This window comes from Campylobacter sp. BCW_6468 (assembly GCF_001762865.1).
Classification (GTDB): Bacteria; Campylobacterota; Campylobacteria; order Campylobacterales; family Campylobacteraceae; genus Campylobacter_D; species Campylobacter_D jejuni.
Map to the genome: position 1 here is coordinate 132989 of NZ_MJXQ01000019.1, position 16829 is coordinate 149817.

The following is a 16829-nucleotide window of genomic DNA, read 5'->3' on the forward strand; positions in this document are numbered from 1 at the left end:
TAGCAGATTAAAAGTATTGTCTTTACTTTTTTGTTGGACTGAATTTGAAATTTCAAAAATTTGTTTCATCTTTTCCTCCTTTGTTAAAATTAATACTTAATGTATCATATTTTTAGTAAATGTGTTTGTAAAATTCTTAAATTAAGAAAATTATTGATATAATTGTAATTTTAAGTAACAAAAAGGAAGTTGATGTTAAAAGAACTCTTAGAGATTAAAAAAGAAATGGAACCTGTTATCCACGAAGCCAATGTGAAATTAAATGTCCTAGCTCGTGAAGTCATAGTCCGAAAAAAAGAATACGAAATTTATGGGCCTATGGTAGATCGTGTTTATCTTGATAATGCCATTTATGTTAAAGTTATGTCAAGTGGACGCGATGTAAAAACAGACAATGTGACTATAAAAAATGGTTTTTATATGGTTTTTGTTGCCCCTGAAAAAGAAAGTACAAAAGATATCAAAAATAAACTCAAAGTAGCTTATGAAGGACTTGATAACAAATTTATCGCTACACTTATACGATCTTGCCAACGCTTTAAAGAGATCATAAACAAAACCCAAGCTACACTTGCTAAAGCTTCTAAAATGAATGTGGTAGTAAAAACGAATTTAGGTGAAGCAAGTGCTGCTCTAAAATTTAACATCACTATAGAATATACTAAAGAGAATCAAAAACTCACTCGTGAAAATTCAAAATCAGCAGGAAGTTTCAGAGATACTAAAACTTATATCAATCTTGTAGTAGAAAAAAATACAGATTCTCAAATTTGTGAAAAACTACTTGATGATGTTGAAAAATACTTTATCGGTGGAGGTTGATTTCATTAATGCAAGTTATAAAAACTTGCATTAGATTAAAATTTATAATTATATCCTAAATATACACCATAATTTGTTTGTTTAGGATCGTAAAAGTTTGAACCCACTTTATTTTGATAAAAATTTCTAGAATTATAATGAATTTGCTCTGCTTTAAAGCCTAATTCTATTTCATTATGTGGTGTCAAATCATATAAAGCACCTATTTTCGCTCCATAAAAATAACCGTCAAAATTTTGCGACAAAGATAAAAAGCTTGTTTTTAAGGTAAGATCTGTTCTTGCATATCCTCCATACACACCTAAAACAGCTCTGGTTTTTTCAAAAAGCTTAGGAGTAAAATCATAACCTGTTAAAAATTTATGTGTAGTAAAATCACCTTCGATTTGAATTTTAGGAGTTTTGATAAAATCACTAAATTCATCAGAATAATTATAACCAGCATAAATTCTATGATTTTCATTTAAACGATATCCAAGTTTTAGACCAAACGATGGTATATTACCTGAAATATCTCCATTAAAATTTTGCTTTGTATTCTTATGTTTTAACTCACTTTTTACTTGAGCATGCATCCAAGCTGCATCAGCACCTATAAAAAAACCAGAATTCTCATCTGCTAAAGCCAAATTTGAAAACAAAGTAGCACTTGCGATAATGCTTAATAATTTTTTATTCATAACCTAACTCCTTATAATAAAATTCGATCTAAAAAATTTAGATCTTTTTATATTATATATTCTTCAAAGATTAAATAAGAATTTTTTATAAAATACTTAATCTTTACATAAAAATATGTTAATATTTTACTTAAATATTATTTTGGCACTACCATATCGCTACGACATTCTATCACCGTATGCACATTTCCACGCGGGTTAAAATCCCCCACAACTTTAATCCATTTTGGTTTTAATTTATCTTTTAAAGTATTATAAATTTCATTGATACTTGCTTCATGTGAAACATTTCTATACATAAAAGTATTGATATAAAGTTTTATCGCCTTAAGCTCAACCACAAATTTATTAGGCATATACTCAAGATAAATCGTCGCAAAGTCAGGATAACCCGAACGCGGACAACAACACATAAATTCAGGCAAAGTGATTTTAATGATATAGTCATTTTTGGCATCATTTGGCCAAATTTCCATATTTTCTACATCAAATTCTTTGATTTCTTTTTCACCATAACGCATGAGCTTTCCTTATTGAAAATTTTTAGAAAATTATATAAAAAATTACTTTTAGAGCAATTGAAAAATAAACATTTTTAGCAAATTGCATAAAAAAGACAAATATTATATTAAATAAAGCTTTTTATACTAGAATAAGGCAAATCTTTCAAAAGGAGAAAAATGAGAAAATCAATTGCAATTATAGGCGGTAGCATCGCAGGACTTAGCGCGGCTTTATTTTTCACTTCAGCTAAAAATGAAGAACTTGACTTTGATATCACTGTTTTTGATGAGGGTAAAGCAGATTTAAAAGCAGCAGCAATTTACAATGTTCCTTTTTTCCCAAAAGGTGCAAAAGCAGATGAAATTTACACTCACATAAAAGCACAAATTGCTTCTATGCTCGAAGTAAAATACATCGATTCAAAAGTAGTAAGCATAAGCGGAGAAAAAGGAGATTTTACTGTTAATGATGAGCAAGGCTTGGGTATAAAAGCAGATTATATCATCGTAGCAACAGGGGCAAACAAAAGCGATATCAAAGAACTTGAAGATTTTGTAATACCGCATGAGCTTATACCAAAACCAAACAAATTTTGCTTCAAACATCACGGGAGACAGATTATCAAAGAAGGAATTTACGCAGCAGGACTTGCTTCAGGTGTTACGACTATGGTAGCTTGCGCGATGGGAAGTGCCAATGAAGCAGCTTGCGCGATTTTAAGCGATATCAAAGGTGCAGTAAGCGTATATCACGATACACCTACTACAAGAGTTTAAATCATCAAAGCACAAAAGGTGTGCTTTGATACACATCATAATTGAGCCAATTTGCAAAAATGGTATTTGCATTTGAACGCCAATTGTATTTTATATTGCCCTTTTTATCATAATAATTTTTAGCTTTTTGTATGAAATTATCTCTTACATATTCTTGATGTAAAGTCTCTTTAAAATATTCCAAATGCCCTAAAATAAAAATATTCTTTTCATCTCTTAATAAAGCCGAACCGATTTTTTTATTTCTAAGCAAAATTTTTAATTTCCCTTGTTTTTGTAGTGCTAAAATTTGCTCTTCATCCATGCTAGAATGTCTTGAATGAGGCATTAAAACCTTTTCATCTAAATTTGTTAAAAGCAGATCAGGCGAAACTTTATCATGCTTATAGACTCCAAAAATTTTCTTATCTAAAGAGATTTTATCCACACCATAAAAGTATTTTAAAGCAGCCATGGCACCCCAACAAATATACATAGAACTCGTTACATTTTGCTTTAAAAAATCAAAAATTTCTAGCAATTCTTCCCAGTAAGCAACCTTTTCAAAATCCATTTGTTCCACAGGAGCTCCCGTAACGATAGCACCGTCAAATTTATGTTTTTTAACCTCTTCAAGACCCTTGTAAAATTTTTCCAAATGAGTAAAAGGAGTATTTTTACCCACATAGCTAGTCGTGGCTAAAAGTGTGATATTTACTTGCAAAGGAGAATTTGCAAGTAAGCTTAGAATTTGATTTTCTGTTTCAATTTTTTTTGGCATAAGATTGACAATCAAAATTTCTTGCGGCCTGATATCTTGATGCTTTGCTCTCCTTAATCCCATGATAAAAGCATGCTCTTTTAAAAGCTCATAAGCGGGTATATTTTCTGGAATAATCAGTGGCATTTTTTCTCCTTTATTTAATAAACCTTATTTATGATAAAGCATGGTGGAATTTTTATCTCATTCCACTCAATGCAAACACACTTTTAACTTTCTATAGCTTGTTTTAAATCCGCTATCAAATCATCGCTATTTTCAAGTCCTATGCTTAAGCGTATAGTAGCTTTCGTAATGCCTGCTTTTTGGAGTTCTTCTTCGCTTAGTTGCGAATGAGTAGTAGAAGCAGGATGGATGATCAAAGACTTGCTATCACCCAAATTTGCAGCAAGTAAGAAAAGTTGAGTTTTATCACAAATTCTTCTAGCATGCTCATAATCTTTAGCTTCAAAGCTTAAAAGCCCGCTAGCAAAATTTTTATCAAAATATTTTTTAAATAAATTATGATAAGCATTACTTGCTAAAGTAGGATAATTTACGCCCTTGATATCAGGATGAGAATTTAAAAAATTCGCAACTTTTTCAGCATTTTGACTGTGTTTTTCTATACGCACTGCCAAGGTTTCAAGTCCTTGTAAAAGTAACCAAGCATTTTGAGGTGCTAAGCTAGCTCCTAGATCTCTAAGCCAAGTGATGATGACTCTAATACTAAAAATCGGCAAATCAAGTGTATTTAAATTCAGTCCATGATAACTTGGATCAGGAGTGTTAAAAGCTTTATATCTATCGTTATTTTTAAGCAAGTCGTTTAAATCTTTTCTTTCTATAAGTGCTCCACCCAAAGCACTGCCTTGACCGCTTACATATTTACTTAAACTATGCACGATTACATCCACGCCATGTTTAAAAGGTTGGAGTAAGAAAGGAGTAGCAACGGTATTATCACAAATGCTAACGATTTTATGTTTTTTTGCTATTTGGCTTATTTTTTCTATATCAGCTATGGCAATTTGAGGATTTGAAAGACTTTCGAAAAAAATCGCTTTTGTGTTTTGATCTATAACTTTTTCCAAGCTATCTAAATCATCGATATCAAATTCCCTAGCTTCTATGCCAAAATTTTTAAGTGTGTGAGAAATTAAAGTTTGAGTCCCACCATAAATTTTGTTCGAATACGCGACATTATCTCCCGAACTTGCTAAATTGATAAGAGCATAAAAACAAGCTGCCATACCGCTAGCAACAGGAATTCCAAAAGCCCCTCCTTCGACATTAGCAAGTCTTTGTCCTAAAACATCGCTTGTAGGATTGCTAAGTCTTGAGTAAATATTGCCAAGTTCTTGAAGATTAAACCTTGCTGCAGCTTGATCCAAATTTTCAAAATTATACGCAGTGTTTTGATATATAGGCACACTAATACTTCTTTGAGTATCAAAATTATAAGCTCCGTGTAATGCTAAAGTTTCTTTATTGAAATTCATTTTTTATCCTTATTGTATCAATGAAAAAATGTTAAAAAGCTTTTTATCGGCTTTAAACTAGGCTATTTGAAAATGTAAATTTATAGAATATGAGTATATACGAGTAGATTAAGCGTGCCAAGCACGCATACAGAAAGAAGAAAGCATTAAGTTAAAACTAATATAAGACATTTTTTCTCCTTTCTAAAAAATTATTGATTATTCTATCTTTAAAAAATAAAATTAAAATTAAAATTTAAAAAATTTATATCACATTGCTTAAAATTTTATTGCAACTCACCCCTAGCAAGAGTGAGTTAGCAATAAATTGAAGGCAGTTCAAGCCTAAGCCTAGTATTACAAGACTACCAAGATAGGCTTGCAAAGCAAGGCTTGCTCCCTTAAAGGGAACAAAAAACAATATTTTATAGAATACTAAGCTTAAATTATTGTTTAAGCTGGATTAGAGTTTGAAGCATTTGATCACTCGTTGAAATGGTTTTAGAGTTTGCTTGATAACCTCTTTGGATGATGATAAGTTCTGTTAAAGAACGACTTAAATCCACATTTGACATTTCAAGAGCTGAGGTTTTCATCTCACCACGACCTCCTGTTCCTGCTTCACCTACTACTATAGCCCCACTATTTGCAGTGACTTTGAAAAGATTTCCACCGATTTCTTCAAGACCTGAGTTATTTGCTACTGAAGCCATCGCTATTTTTGCTACAGCAAAGGTTTTACCATTAGTAAATTCGCCTAAGATATTACCTTTGTCATCCACACGGATAGCATCAGGTTTTAAGTTGCCTGAAGTATAACCATCGGTTGCCTGTCCTGTTAGAGTTGAAGCAGAATTTGAGCTTACAAGGCCGTCATTGCTTCCACTTGTTCCAAAGGAAAGTTTGATTTGTTGATTTGGTGCAGCACCGTTATTTGGTGAAAAATTTAAAGTTTTAGGATTATAACTAGCCAAAGAGCCATCATTGTTAAATCTTGCTGTTCCTACAACAATATTGTTTGGTCCTTCACCTGTAGTGTTAATCTCAGCAGGTTCGGGTACACGGATGATCATTTGCCATTCATTACCCCCATCTTGAGTGGTACTTTGCTTGACAAACTGCACTTCTAAAGTATGTTTTGAACCTAAAGAATCATAAATTTCAAGTCCAGCTGAAAAAGCAGAAAGCTTAAGTTGCTCACTTTCTTTGATCTGACCTCCGACTGTTAAAACTCCATCAAAAGCTTTAAAAATTTTAGTAAAGGCATCATTGGTACTTACAGTTCCTTGTTTATTACTATAGGCTGTTACATTAAAATTTATATTATGTGTTGTTCTATTTAGATTATTAATACCAGCTGGTGGATTACTTGCAACATTAGGATTTGCTATAGAAAAATTTCCATTTTCTGTAATAACAACACTTACACCTTCATTTACATCTTCACCTGTAACTTCAAATCCACCGCTTCCATCATAATCCACCCCATATCTAGCATCTCTTTGTAAAAGCTCTCTTAAGTCCTCTGTGGTTCTAAAAACCCTTGGTGTTGTAGTTAAAAATGAACCACTCATAGCTAATTGATAATTATTTTCAGGAGTACCAGGAGTATTCATATTTGCCTGATTCCAAGTGTGTCCACCATCAGGATTATACAAAGGTGGTAAAGTTTGAGGAGTAGAGCTATAAATATATTTATGAGCTGTTACTATTTGTATTCTATCTTGATTTTGAGCAGCAGTTCCTGTTATCCAAGCACTACCATTACCAGGTATTATAGGATTACCAGCGGGTCTTAAATTGATACGATTCCAATCAAAATCTGCGGGATTACCAGTAACCCTTATATTAATAAGTTCTCCAGCTGAATTATTGGGATTAACTTGTAAATCTATATTTTTCATGTTATCTGTAGTGCCATCGGCATTATCATTGATAAAATCAATCCCACTACCATCTGCTTTTTTTACTGCTCTTACCCCTGTTCCATCTCTTGTATCCGTTGGTGCAGTAAAGGTATTGATATAAGCTATAGCTTCATCTAAGCTTTTTATAGAAGTATTCTGTATATGAACTCCATTTAGAGTAATATCCAAAGTTGTAGGTTTTTGCTCATGTCCCCAAAATATAACAGGATTTTGATTTACTTTTTGATTAGGATCAAAAACACCATTATTACCTTGATTTGCTCCAGCTCCAGCTCCAGCTGTACTAAACTTAGCATCTGCATAAGATACCCAAATTCCTTGACCTTCTCTTAAATTTAAACCTGTACCATTAGCATTAAATAAAGCTCCAGCATCAACGCCTTTTTCAGTTACTTCTACAGAATTCTTAGAAGTCGTATAAAACTGAGTGGTTCCTGTATCATTTTCATCTTTAGTTTCACCTGTTTTTTTATTAAAACCATGTATAGAATCAAGTCCATATATAGGACGACTTGCTGTTCCTATATTTAAACCACTATTTAAATTCGCTTTGATAGCTACTTCGGTTGATTTTGCTGCAGGGATATGCATACCTGGATCGATAAAAATATTTTGCGGAGTTCTTGAGCTATCTATACTTTGAGTATCCCAGTTGATATTCCACCCTTGGACAACAAAACCTGCATTATTAACAAAATTTCCATAAGCATCGAGTTTAAAATCCCCGCTCCTTGTAAGATAGCGAGTAAGCCCCCCATCATCACTCACCATAAAAAAACCATCGCCATTTATAGCCACATCAGTGTTTTTATCTGTGGTTTGAACTGAACCTTGAGAATGAATTCTAGTTGTAGAACTTACTGAAACGCCAAGACCGATTTGAAGTGGATTAGATCCGCCTCTTCCATCAGTTGGAGCTGTAGCGATTTTCACAGTTTGGCTAAACATAGTCCCAAAATCTGCACGAGAATATTTAAAACCAGTGGTATTAACATTTGAAATGTTATTACCTTCAACATCCATCGCAACTTGATGTGCTTGTAGTCCGCTTACGCCAGACCAAAGTGATCTCATCATCTTAAATCCTTTATAAAATATTGCTTTAAAAAATTTAACGCTTTGGCTTTAAAAAACTTTTGCGTTTATGTGAAGTTTACAAGCAAGTTCTGTTCCAACTTTTGAAATTTTTTATGAATTTTTTAAAAATTTATAGAAAAAATTTAAAGGTATTTTGGGAGTTTATGAAGCTTTGGGCTTTTGTGTAATAAAAATTACTAAAATCACACCCTAACTCTTAAATTTGCTGCATGGGTTAAAGCTACTGCGATAGCATCTGTGATATCCAAAGGCTTAATATCTTTACTCAGTCCTAAAAGCCTTTTTACCATAAAAGCAACTTGTTCTTTAGTTGCTTTGGCTTTTCCTGTAACGGCTTTTTTTACTTGTAAGGGAGTGTATTCTGCAAAATCTCCATGAATTTGAAGAATTTTTAAAGATAGGGCTCCGCGAAATTGTGCGAGTTTTAAAACGGTTTTTGGATTGTAAGCAAAAAAGATATCTTCTATAGCCACCTCATCAAAAGAATAATTTTTAAAAATCAAGTCCAAACCCTCACAAAGCTCTGTGATTTGATACTGTAAGGTACTTGGCTTTATCTTTATAAGTCCTGCTTCTATGAGAATGTTTTTTCCTTTGTTGGCTTCTATGATAGCATAACCGCAATTTCTTGAACCTGGATCTATACCTAAAATTTTCAAATTCATACCTTTTGAAAAATAAAATACAAAAGCGGATTTTAACCTTTTTTTATAAAATTTAAGATAAAATTTATACATTATGCAAAATTTAAAGAGAGATTATGAATCCAAGCCAAATACTTGAAAATTTAAAAAAAGAATTAAGCGAAAACGAATACGAAAACTATTTATCAAATTTAAAATTCAACGAAAAACAAAGCAAAGCAGATCTTTTAGTTTTTAACGCTCCAAATGAACTCATGGCTAAATTCATACAAACAAAATACGGTAAAAAAATCGCACATTTTTATGAAGTGCAAAGTGGAAATAAAGCCATCATAAATATACAAGCACAAAGTGCTAAACAAAATAACAAAAGCACAAAAATCGACATAGCTCATATAAAGGCACAAAGCACGATTTTAAATCCTTCTTTTACTTTTGAAAGTTTTGTTGTGGGGGATTCTAACAAATACGCTTATGGAGCATGTAAAGCTATAGCACATAAAGACAAGCTTGGAAAACTTTATAATCCTATCTTTGTTTATGGGCCTACAGGACTTGGAAAAACACATTTACTTCAAGCAGTTGGAAATGCAAGCTTAGAAATGGGAAAAAAAGTAATTTATGCTACGAGTGAAAATTTTATCAACGATTTTACTTCAAATTTAAAAAATGGCTCTTTAGATAAATTTCATGAAAAGTATAGAAACTGCGATGTTTTACTTATAGATGATGTGCAGTTTTTAGGAAAAACCGATAAAATTCAAGAAGAATTTTTCTTTATATTTAATGAGATTAAAAACAATGACGGGCAAATCATCATGACTTCAGACAATCCACCCAACATGCTAAAAGGTATAACCGAACGCTTAAAAAGTCGTTTTGCACATGGGATCATAGCTGATATAACTCCACCTCAACTAGATACAAAAATAGCCATCATAAGAAAAAAATGTGAATTTAACGATATCAATCTTTCTAATGATATCATAAACTATATCGCTACTTCTTTAGGGGATAATATAAGAGAAATCGAAGGTATCATCATAAGTTTAAATGCTTATGCAACCATACTAGGACAAGAAATCACACTCGAACTTGCCAAAAGTGTGATGAAAGATCATATCAAAGAAAAGAAAGAAAATATCACTATAGATGACATTTTATCTTTGGTATGTAAAGAATTTAACATCAAACCAAACGATGTGAAATCCAATAAAAAAACTCAAAATATAGTCACAGCAAGACGCATTGTGATTTACCTAGCTAGGGCACTTACGGCTTTGACTATGCCACAACTTGCGAATTATTTTGAAATGAAAGATCATACAGCTATTTCACATAATGTTAAAAAAATCACAGAAATGATAGAAAATGATGCTTCTTTAAAAGCAAAAATCGAAGAACTTAAAAACAAAATTCTTGTTAAAAGTCAAAGTTAAGTGAAAGGATGTGAAAAATAAATTCTAGAGTGTGAAAAAAAGAAATTAAGCAAAGTATGATAAAATACAAATTTGATTATTTTGCTTTGAAAAATTTCACAATTTCAACAAGCTTATTATTACAACGAATTTAAAATTAAAATAAACCAAGGAGAAAAAATGAAGTTAAGTATCAATAAAAATACTTTAGAATCTGCAGTGATTTTATGTAATGCTTATGTAGAAAAAAAAGACTCAAGCACCATTACTTCTCATCTTTTTTTTCATGCTGATGAAGATAAACTTCTTATTAGAGCTAGTGATTATGAAATAGGTATCAACTATAAGATAAAAAAAATCCGCGTAGAATCAAGTGGTTTTGCTACTGCAAATGCAAAAAGTATTGCAGATGTTATTAAAAGCTTAAACAATGAAGAAGTTGTTTTAGAAACCATTGATAATTTTTTATTTATAAGACAAAAAAGCACAAAATACAAACTTCCTATGTTTAATCATGAAGATTTTCCAAATTTTCCAAATACAGAAGGAAAAAACCAATTTGACATTGATTCAAGTGACTTAAGTCGTTCTCTTAAAAAGATATTACCAAGTATTGATACAAACAACCCAAAATACTCCTTAAATGGTGCATTTTTAGATATAAAAACAGATAAAATTAACTTCGTAGGAACTGATACAAAACGCCTTGCAATCTATACTTTAGAAAAAACAAATAATCAAGAATTTAGTTTTAGTATCCCTAAAAAAGCTATTATGGAAATGCAAAAACTTTTCTATGAAAAAATAGAAATTTTTTATGATCAAAATATGCTTATCGCTAAAAATGAAAATTTTGAATTCTTTACAAAACTTATCAATGATAAATTTCCAGATTATGAAAAAGTTATACCAAAAACTTTCAAACAAGAACTCAGTTTTTCAACTGAAGATTTTATAGATAGTCTTAAAAAAATCAGCGTTGTAACTGAAAAAATGAAACTTCATTTTAACAAAGATAAAATCATCTTTGAAGGTATAAGTTTAGACAATATGGAAGCAAAAACAGAACTTGAAATTCAAACAGAAGTAAGTGAAGAATTTAATCTTACTATAAAAATCAAATATTTACTTGATTTCTTAACTTCTATAGAAGAAGAAAAATTCACTTTAAGTGTAAATGAACCTAATTCAGCATTTATAGTCAAATCCCAAGGACTATCAATGATTATCATGCCTATGATTTTGTAATAAAACAAGTAAAAGATAAAGGAAAAATATGCAAGAAAATTACGGTGCGAGTAATATTAAAGTCCTAAAAGGCCTAGAAGCTGTTAGAAAACGCCCAGGTATGTATATAGGAGACACAAACATAGGCGGACTTCATCATATGATTTATGAAGTTGTGGATAATTCTATCGATGAAGCTATGGCAGGACATTGTGATACTATAGATGTAGAAATCACTACTGAAGGAAGCTGTATAGTTAGTGATAATGGTCGTGGTATTCCTGTTGATATGCACCCAACTGAAAATATGCCAACTTTAACTGTTGTTTTAACTGTCCTACATGCAGGAGGAAAATTCGATAAAGATACTTATAAAGTTTCAGGTGGTTTGCACGGTGTTGGGGTTTCAGTTGTAAATGCACTCTCTAAAAAACTTGTAGCTACAGTTGAAAGAAATGGAGAAATTTATCGTCAAGAATTTTCAGAAGGTAAAGTTATCAGTGAATTTGGTGTGATAGGAAAAAGTAAAAAAACAGGAACAACTATAGAATTTTGGCCTGATGATCAAATTTTTGAAGTGACTGAATTTGATTATGAAATTTTGGCTAAAAGATTTCGTGAACTTGCATACTTAAATCCAAAAATCACTATAAATTTTAAAGATAACCGCGTAGGCAAACATGAAAGTTTTCACTTTGAAGGTGGAATTTCTCAGTTTGTTACAGACTTAAATAAAAAAGAAGCTTTAACTAAAGCAATTTTCTTTAGCGTAGATGAAGAAGATGTGAATGTTGAAGTAGCTTTGCTTTACAATGATACTTATAGTGAAAATTTACTCTCTTTTGTAAATAATATCAAAACTCCAGATGGTGGAACACACGAAGCTGGTTTTAGAATGGGTTTAACTCGTGTGATAAGTAACTATATAGAAGCAAATGCAAGTGCTAGAGAAAAGGATAATAAAATCACGGGTGATGATGTGCGTGAAGGTTTGATCGCTATTGTGAGTGTAAAGGTGCCTGAACCACAATTTGAAGGACAAACCAAAGGAAAACTTGGTTCAACTTATGTGCGTCCTATAGTTTCAAAAGCAAGTTTTGAATATTTGACTAAATATTTTGAAGAAAATCCTATCGAAGCTAAAGCTATAATGAACAAAGCCTTAATGGCAGCTAGAGGAAGAGAAGCAGCGAAAAAAGCTAGAGAATTAACGCGTAAAAAAGAAAGTTTAAGCGTAGGAACTTTACCAGGGAAATTAGCTGATTGTCAAAGTAAAGATCCAAGTGAAAGTGAAATTTATCTTGTGGAAGGGGATTCTGCAGGAGGTTCTGCAAAACAAGGTAGAGAAAGATCTTTCCAAGCTATACTGCCTTTGCGTGGTAAAATTTTAAATGTTGAAAAAGCAAGACTAGATAAAATTTTAAAATCTGAGCAAATTCAAAATATGATTACCGCTTTTGGCTGTGGTATAGGTGAAGATTTTGATCTTTCAAAACTTAGATATCATAAAATCATCATCATGACAGATGCGGATGTTGATGGATCACATATACAAACCTTGCTTTTAACTTTCTTCTTCCGTTTTATGAATGAACTTGTAGCAAATGGACATATTTATCTAGCACAACCACCTTTATATCTTTATAAAAAAGCTAAAAAGCAAATTTATTTAAAAGATGAAAAAGCTTTGAGCGAATACCTGATAGAAACAGGAATAGAAGGTTTAAACTATGAAGGTATAGGAATGAATGATTTAAAAGATTATTTAAAAATCGTTGCAGCTTATCGTGCGATTTTAAAAGATCTTGAAAAGCGTTTTAACGTGATTTCTGTGATACGCTATATGATAGAAAATTCAAATTTAGTTAAAGGAAATAATGAAGAATTATTTAGTGTAATCAAACAATTTTTAGAAACACAAGGACACAATATCTTAAATCATTATATCAACGAAAATGAAATTCGAGCTTTCGTTCAAACTCAAAATGGCTTAGAAGAACTTGTGATCAATGAAGAACTTTTCACTCATCCACTATATGAAGAAGCAAATTATATTTTTGATAAGATTAAAGATAGAGGCTTGGAATTTGATAAAGATATTTTAGAAGTTCTTGAAGATGTTGAAACCAATGCTAAAAAAGGTGCTACTATACAACGCTATAAAGGTTTAGGGGAAATGAATCCTGAGCAACTTTGGGAAACCACAATGGATCCAAGTGTAAGAAGACTTTTAAAAATCACTATTGAAGATGCACAAAGTGCAAATGATACCTTTAATCTCTTTATGGGTGATGAGGTTGAACCAAGACGCGATTATATCCAAGCACACGCTAAAGATGTAAAGCATTTGGATGTGTAAATTTATCATTGAAGAAATGATTTCTTCAATGAGTTTTGTTTTGTAAGAGTATAGCTAGAGGAATTCTTCTTCTTGTATCGTATTTTTCTCCATAATATTTTTCAAGATAATTTAAAATTTTTTCTTCATCTTCAGGTTCTATTTCCCAAAGTCCTTCACTATCTTGCATCCATCTTATAGCTGCTAACCAAGCTTTTCTACTTGCATGCATATTAGTAATGAGATTGGATCCATGACAAGCTAAACAATTTGCTTCCACTAAAGGTGAATCAGGATCGATAATCAATCCTGTATCAGGGTTAATTTCAAGATTTTGAGCCCAACTTGCACTTAAAAACAATGCTAAGATCAATATAATTTTTTTCATACTTAAACTCCATAAATATTAACTCTATGGCATGCATTATTGATATATCCTCCTGGATTCCACTGTGCTAAAACCATAGGTTGACTGTTACCTTGACTATCGATAGCTCTTGCCCAAATTTCATAATATCCTTTTGTTGGTATTGATATTTGAGCACTCCATTTTTGCCATGCTAATCTATTTAATGGTTTTTCTACCTTTGCTTTAGTCCATGTTACGCCATAATCATTGCTTATATAAACTTCACTAACTTCAAGTTCTCCAGCCCAAGCTTTACCTCTAACTTCAAATTTTTTATTTGCTTTTATTTCAGAACCACTTTTGATATTAGTAATTACAGATCTTATAGGCATTGATTCTATGATTTTCATCTCGCCTTTATAGTTAAAATCTCCTGGTTTTACCGGATTTACAGGAACTTTATAAGAACCTTCCATTTTTTCACCATCATGAATTTTATTTCTTACTGAAATTTTATAAAGCCATTTACCACTTGTACTTGCAGGGTAACCACCACAAACAAGTCTAAGTGGATAGCCATTGACTAAAGGAATATCTTTGCCTTCATAAGCCCAAGCTATTAGAGTTTCATCTTGTAAAGCTTTAGAAATAGGAACTCCTCTACTAATAGGTGAAGTTTCTTCACCATTTAATTTTGTATCTATGCCATAATATCCGATATAAACCGCATCATTTTTGATGCCACAATCTTTTAAAATATCTTTTAAACGTACTCCTGTCCATCTACCGCAAGCTACTGCACCATAACCCCATTGAGTTCCTTTTGTGCTAGGTATAACTTCGGATCTACCATTTCCACCGCATTCAACTGTTAAGGCATAAGTATAGGTTTTAAATTTCTTTTTTAAATCTTCTATGGTGTAAGATTTTTTATTGATAATGCTTTCTCCATCGATTTCTAAAGTCCAACCTTTGTGAAGTCTTTCTTTTATCGTTTCTAGGCTTGGTGGTAAGCCATTATTTCTAACAAAGAAATTTTCAGGTTTGGTAAAATCAGAATCAAGAGCATAAATTTCAGTTTCTGCTGTTAATGGTTTTTCGCCATGGTAGATAAGATCTTTTTTACCTTCTATTTTAAAATCAGGCAATTCTTTTGCCAAAGCCTTACTTCCTAAAAAATTCTCAAAAGAAAAATTTGACAATACACTGATGCCAAGCAAACCAAATCCTATATTTTTTAAGAAATTTCTGCGATCTTCTTTTTGATTGTTTTGTTTCATTGAAATATCCTTATATTTTTATGATTTTTTTATTTTATTATAAATTTTAGGAATTTAAATAATTGATTATATTAATCTTTTTGATTAAAAAAAATAATTATTTTTATAATTTTGCATATTAAAATAAAATCATTATATGTTCGAGTTTTATTACATTTTAACTAAGTTTTTTCTACAATTAAATTTTTAAAATTATTTAAGGAATAATTTTGACTTTACTTACTAATCCTATCATTATCAGTGTTGTTTTGATGACTTTACTTTGTTTGTTTCGTTTTAATGTACTTTTGAGTCTTTTGATCTCAGCTCTTGTTGCAGGTGTATTTTCTCATCTTGAACTCGTAGATACTATGAATATACTTATAAGTGGAATGAAAGAAAATTTAAAAACAGCTCTTAGCTATATACTTTTAGGGGCCATTGCCGCAGCGATTTCAAAGACAAATTTAACTGCATATTTGATTAAGATAGTAAGTCATTTTATATCTCATAAAAAATATTTATTGCTTTTGTCTATAGCTTTGATTTCTTGTTTTTCTCAAAATTTAATTCCTATTCATGTGGCTTTTATACCTTTGTTGATTCCACCTCTTTTAAGTCTTTTTAATAAACTTAAAATCGATCGTAGAGCGGTTGCTTGTGCTTTAACTTTTGGACTTACTACGCCTTATATGGTTTTGCCAGTAGGCTTTGGACTTACTTTTCAAGATCTTTTAAAAGATAATTTAAATGCAAATAATGTAAGTGTATCTTTAAATGATGTTACAAATACTATGTATTTCGCTGCTATTTGTATGATAGCAGGACTTTTTCTAGCGCTTTTTGTGTTTTATCGTAAGTCAAGAGAGTATCAAGAAGTAGAAATTGCTAAAGTGGATTTAGAAAATCTTGAAATGACGCGTAAAGAATGGGGTGTTTTAGCTGGGCTTGTTTTAACTTTAATTTTGCAAATTTTGACTATGAATTTACCTTTATCAGGGCTTTTGGGTTTTGTTTTAATGGTTATTTTGGGTGGAGTTGAATTTTCAAAAGTCAATGAAGTTTTTGATGATGGGCTTAAAATGATGGGTTTTATAGCTTTTGTTATCCTTGTTGCTGCAGGATATGGAGAAGTTTTAAAAGAAAGTGGATCAGTAGTAGATCTTGTAAATTCAGTCGTTCCTTGGATGGAGCAAAGTAAATTTTTAGCAGTATTTTTCATGCTTTTAATAGGACTTATCATCACTATGGGTATAGGTACTTCTTTTGGAACTATACCTATCATAGCTACGCTTTTTTGTCCTATTTGTTTGGAACTTGGTTTTAGTACAGCACTTATTATATTTATCTTAGGAGTAGCAGGAGCTTTAGGAGATGCAGGAAGTCCAGCCAGTGAAACAACCATGGGAACTACTGTAGGATTAAATGCTGATAAACAACACGATCACATTAAAGATACTTGCATACCAACTTTTATTTTTTATAATGGCCCATTATTGATTTTAGGTAGTATTATCGCCATGTTTTTATAATTTTTACAAATCTATCAAAATATTTTTTAATTTA

General features: G+C 31.4%; 14 protein-coding genes. 6 read left to right on the top strand and 8 right to left on the bottom strand.

Annotated elements, in window-relative coordinates; translation table 11 throughout:
- Positions 1-192 precede the first annotated feature (192 nt).
- Positions 193-822: a hypothetical protein gene (locus AJ889_RS01840; protein WP_002853105.1), complete on the top strand. Its 630-nt coding sequence runs from the start codon at positions 193-195 to the stop codon at positions 820-822.
- A gap of 35 nt (positions 823-857) precedes the next feature.
- On the opposite strand, the gene AJ889_RS01845 is transcribed toward AJ889_RS01840, so the two are convergent.
- On the bottom strand, positions 858-1502 hold the full coding sequence (locus AJ889_RS01845; protein ID WP_002866807.1) for an outer membrane beta-barrel protein: 645 nt from the start codon (positions 1500-1502) through the stop codon (positions 858-860).
- Between the two features lie 137 nt (positions 1503-1639).
- On the bottom strand, positions 1640-2023 hold the full coding sequence (gene queF, locus AJ889_RS01850; protein WP_002783530.1) for a preQ(1) synthase: 384 nt from the start codon (positions 2021-2023) through the stop codon (positions 1640-1642).
- Between the two features lie 159 nt (positions 2024-2182).
- Here queF and AJ889_RS01855 point away from each other — a divergent pair, with 159 nt between their 5' ends.
- Positions 2183-2782, top strand: coding sequence for an NAD(P)/FAD-dependent oxidoreductase (locus tag AJ889_RS01855; RefSeq protein WP_070293215.1), 600 nt, complete (start codon positions 2183-2185; stop codon positions 2780-2782).
- A 4-nt stretch (positions 2783-2786) separates the two neighbouring features.
- Here the strand turns inward: AJ889_RS01855 and metA are convergent, their stop codons facing one another.
- The 4 genes from metA to ruvC form a co-directional block, all read right to left on the bottom strand.
- Positions 2787-3668 carry a homoserine O-succinyltransferase gene (gene metA / locus AJ889_RS01860; protein WP_002783526.1) on the bottom strand — a complete coding sequence of 294 codons (882 nt, stop codon included), beginning with the start codon at positions 3666-3668 and terminating at the stop codon, positions 2787-2789.
- A gap of 83 nt (positions 3669-3751) precedes the next feature.
- Positions 3752-5023 (bottom strand): O-acetylhomoserine aminocarboxypropyltransferase/cysteine synthase, encoded by a 1272-nt coding sequence (locus AJ889_RS01865; RefSeq protein ID WP_002859718.1) that lies wholly within the window; start codon positions 5021-5023, stop codon positions 3752-3754.
- A gap of 425 nt (positions 5024-5448) precedes the next feature.
- Positions 5449-8007, bottom strand: coding sequence for a flagellar hook protein FlgE (gene flgE / locus AJ889_RS01875; RefSeq protein WP_070293216.1), 2559 nt, complete (start codon positions 8005-8007; stop codon positions 5449-5451).
- 203 nt (positions 8008-8210) lie between these two features.
- Positions 8211-8693, bottom strand: coding sequence for a crossover junction endodeoxyribonuclease RuvC (ruvC, locus tag AJ889_RS01880; RefSeq protein ID WP_074484725.1), 483 nt, complete (start codon positions 8691-8693; stop codon positions 8211-8213).
- 95 nt (positions 8694-8788) lie between these two features.
- Between ruvC and dnaA the strand changes: the two genes are divergently transcribed.
- From dnaA to gyrB, 3 genes are all read left to right on the top strand, one after another.
- Entirely contained in the window at positions 8789-10111 is a 1323-nt protein-coding gene (gene dnaA, locus AJ889_RS01885) for a chromosomal replication initiator protein DnaA (protein ID WP_002934808.1), read from the top strand.
- Positions 10112-10270: 159 nt separating this feature from the next.
- Positions 10271-11338 carry a DNA polymerase III subunit beta gene (gene dnaN, locus AJ889_RS01890; protein WP_002934809.1) on the top strand — a complete coding sequence of 356 codons (1068 nt, stop codon included), beginning with the start codon at positions 10271-10273 and terminating at the stop codon, positions 11336-11338.
- Between the two features lie 28 nt (positions 11339-11366).
- Complete coding sequence (gene gyrB / locus AJ889_RS01895; protein WP_002859723.1) at positions 11367-13676, top strand: DNA topoisomerase (ATP-hydrolyzing) subunit B; 2310 nt, start codon at positions 11367-11369, stop codon at positions 13674-13676.
- Between the two features lie 25 nt (positions 13677-13701).
- Here gyrB and AJ889_RS01900 read toward each other — a convergent pair whose 3' ends face one another.
- Together AJ889_RS01900 and AJ889_RS01905 are read right to left on the bottom strand one after the other, a co-directional pair.
- Complete coding sequence (locus tag AJ889_RS01900) at positions 13702-14043, bottom strand: monoheme cytochrome C (RefSeq protein WP_002853099.1); 342 nt, start codon at positions 14041-14043, stop codon at positions 13702-13704.
- 2 nt (positions 14044-14045) lie between these two features.
- A complete protein-coding gene (locus AJ889_RS01905) occupies positions 14046-15284 on the bottom strand; it encodes a sulfite oxidase (protein WP_002901756.1) in 1239 nt (412 codons plus the stop codon).
- 203 nt (positions 15285-15487) lie between these two features.
- Between AJ889_RS01905 and AJ889_RS01910 the strand changes: the two genes are divergently transcribed.
- Positions 15488-16795, top strand: a complete 1308-nt coding sequence (locus tag AJ889_RS01910; RefSeq protein ID WP_072227286.1) for a Na+/H+ antiporter family protein — start codon at positions 15488-15490, stop codon at positions 16793-16795.
- The last annotated feature ends 34 nt before the right edge of the window (positions 16796-16829 follow it).

Bases quoted from the DNA above. Each gene is read 5' to 3' on its own strand.
- AJ889_RS01905 (WP_002901756.1), bottom strand. From the start codon at position 15,284: ATGAAACAAAACAATCAAAAAGAAGATCGCAGAAATTTCTTAAAAAAT.
- ruvC (WP_074484725.1), bottom strand. From the start codon at position 8,693: ATGAATTTGAAAATTTTAGGTATAGATCCAGGTTCAAGAAATTGCGGT.
- queF (WP_002783530.1), bottom strand. From the start codon at position 2,023: ATGCGTTATGGTGAAAAAGAAATCAAAGAATTTGATGTAGAAAATATG.
- metA (WP_002783526.1), bottom strand. From the start codon at position 3,668: ATGCCACTGATTATTCCAGAAAATATACCCGCTTATGAGCTTTTAAAA.
- AJ889_RS01840 (WP_002853105.1), top strand. From the start codon at position 193: ATGTTAAAAGAACTCTTAGAGATTAAAAAAGAAATGGAACCTGTTATC.
- AJ889_RS01845 (WP_002866807.1), bottom strand. From the start codon at position 1,502: ATGAATAAAAAATTATTAAGCATTATCGCAAGTGCTACTTTGTTTTCA.
- gyrB (WP_002859723.1), top strand. From the start codon at position 11,367: ATGCAAGAAAATTACGGTGCGAGTAATATTAAAGTCCTAAAAGGCCTA.
- flgE (WP_070293216.1), bottom strand. From the start codon at position 8,007: ATGATGAGATCACTTTGGTCTGGCGTAAGCGGACTACAAGCACATCAA.
- dnaA (WP_002934808.1), top strand. From the start codon at position 8,789: ATGAATCCAAGCCAAATACTTGAAAATTTAAAAAAAGAATTAAGCGAA.
- AJ889_RS01900 (WP_002853099.1), bottom strand. From the start codon at position 14,043: ATGAAAAAAATTATATTGATCTTAGCATTGTTTTTAAGTGCAAGTTGG.
- AJ889_RS01855 (WP_070293215.1), top strand. From the start codon at position 2,183: ATGAGAAAATCAATTGCAATTATAGGCGGTAGCATCGCAGGACTTAGC.
- dnaN (WP_002934809.1), top strand. From the start codon at position 10,271: ATGAAGTTAAGTATCAATAAAAATACTTTAGAATCTGCAGTGATTTTA.
- AJ889_RS01865 (WP_002859718.1), bottom strand. From the start codon at position 5,023: ATGAATTTCAATAAAGAAACTTTAGCATTACACGGAGCTTATAATTTT.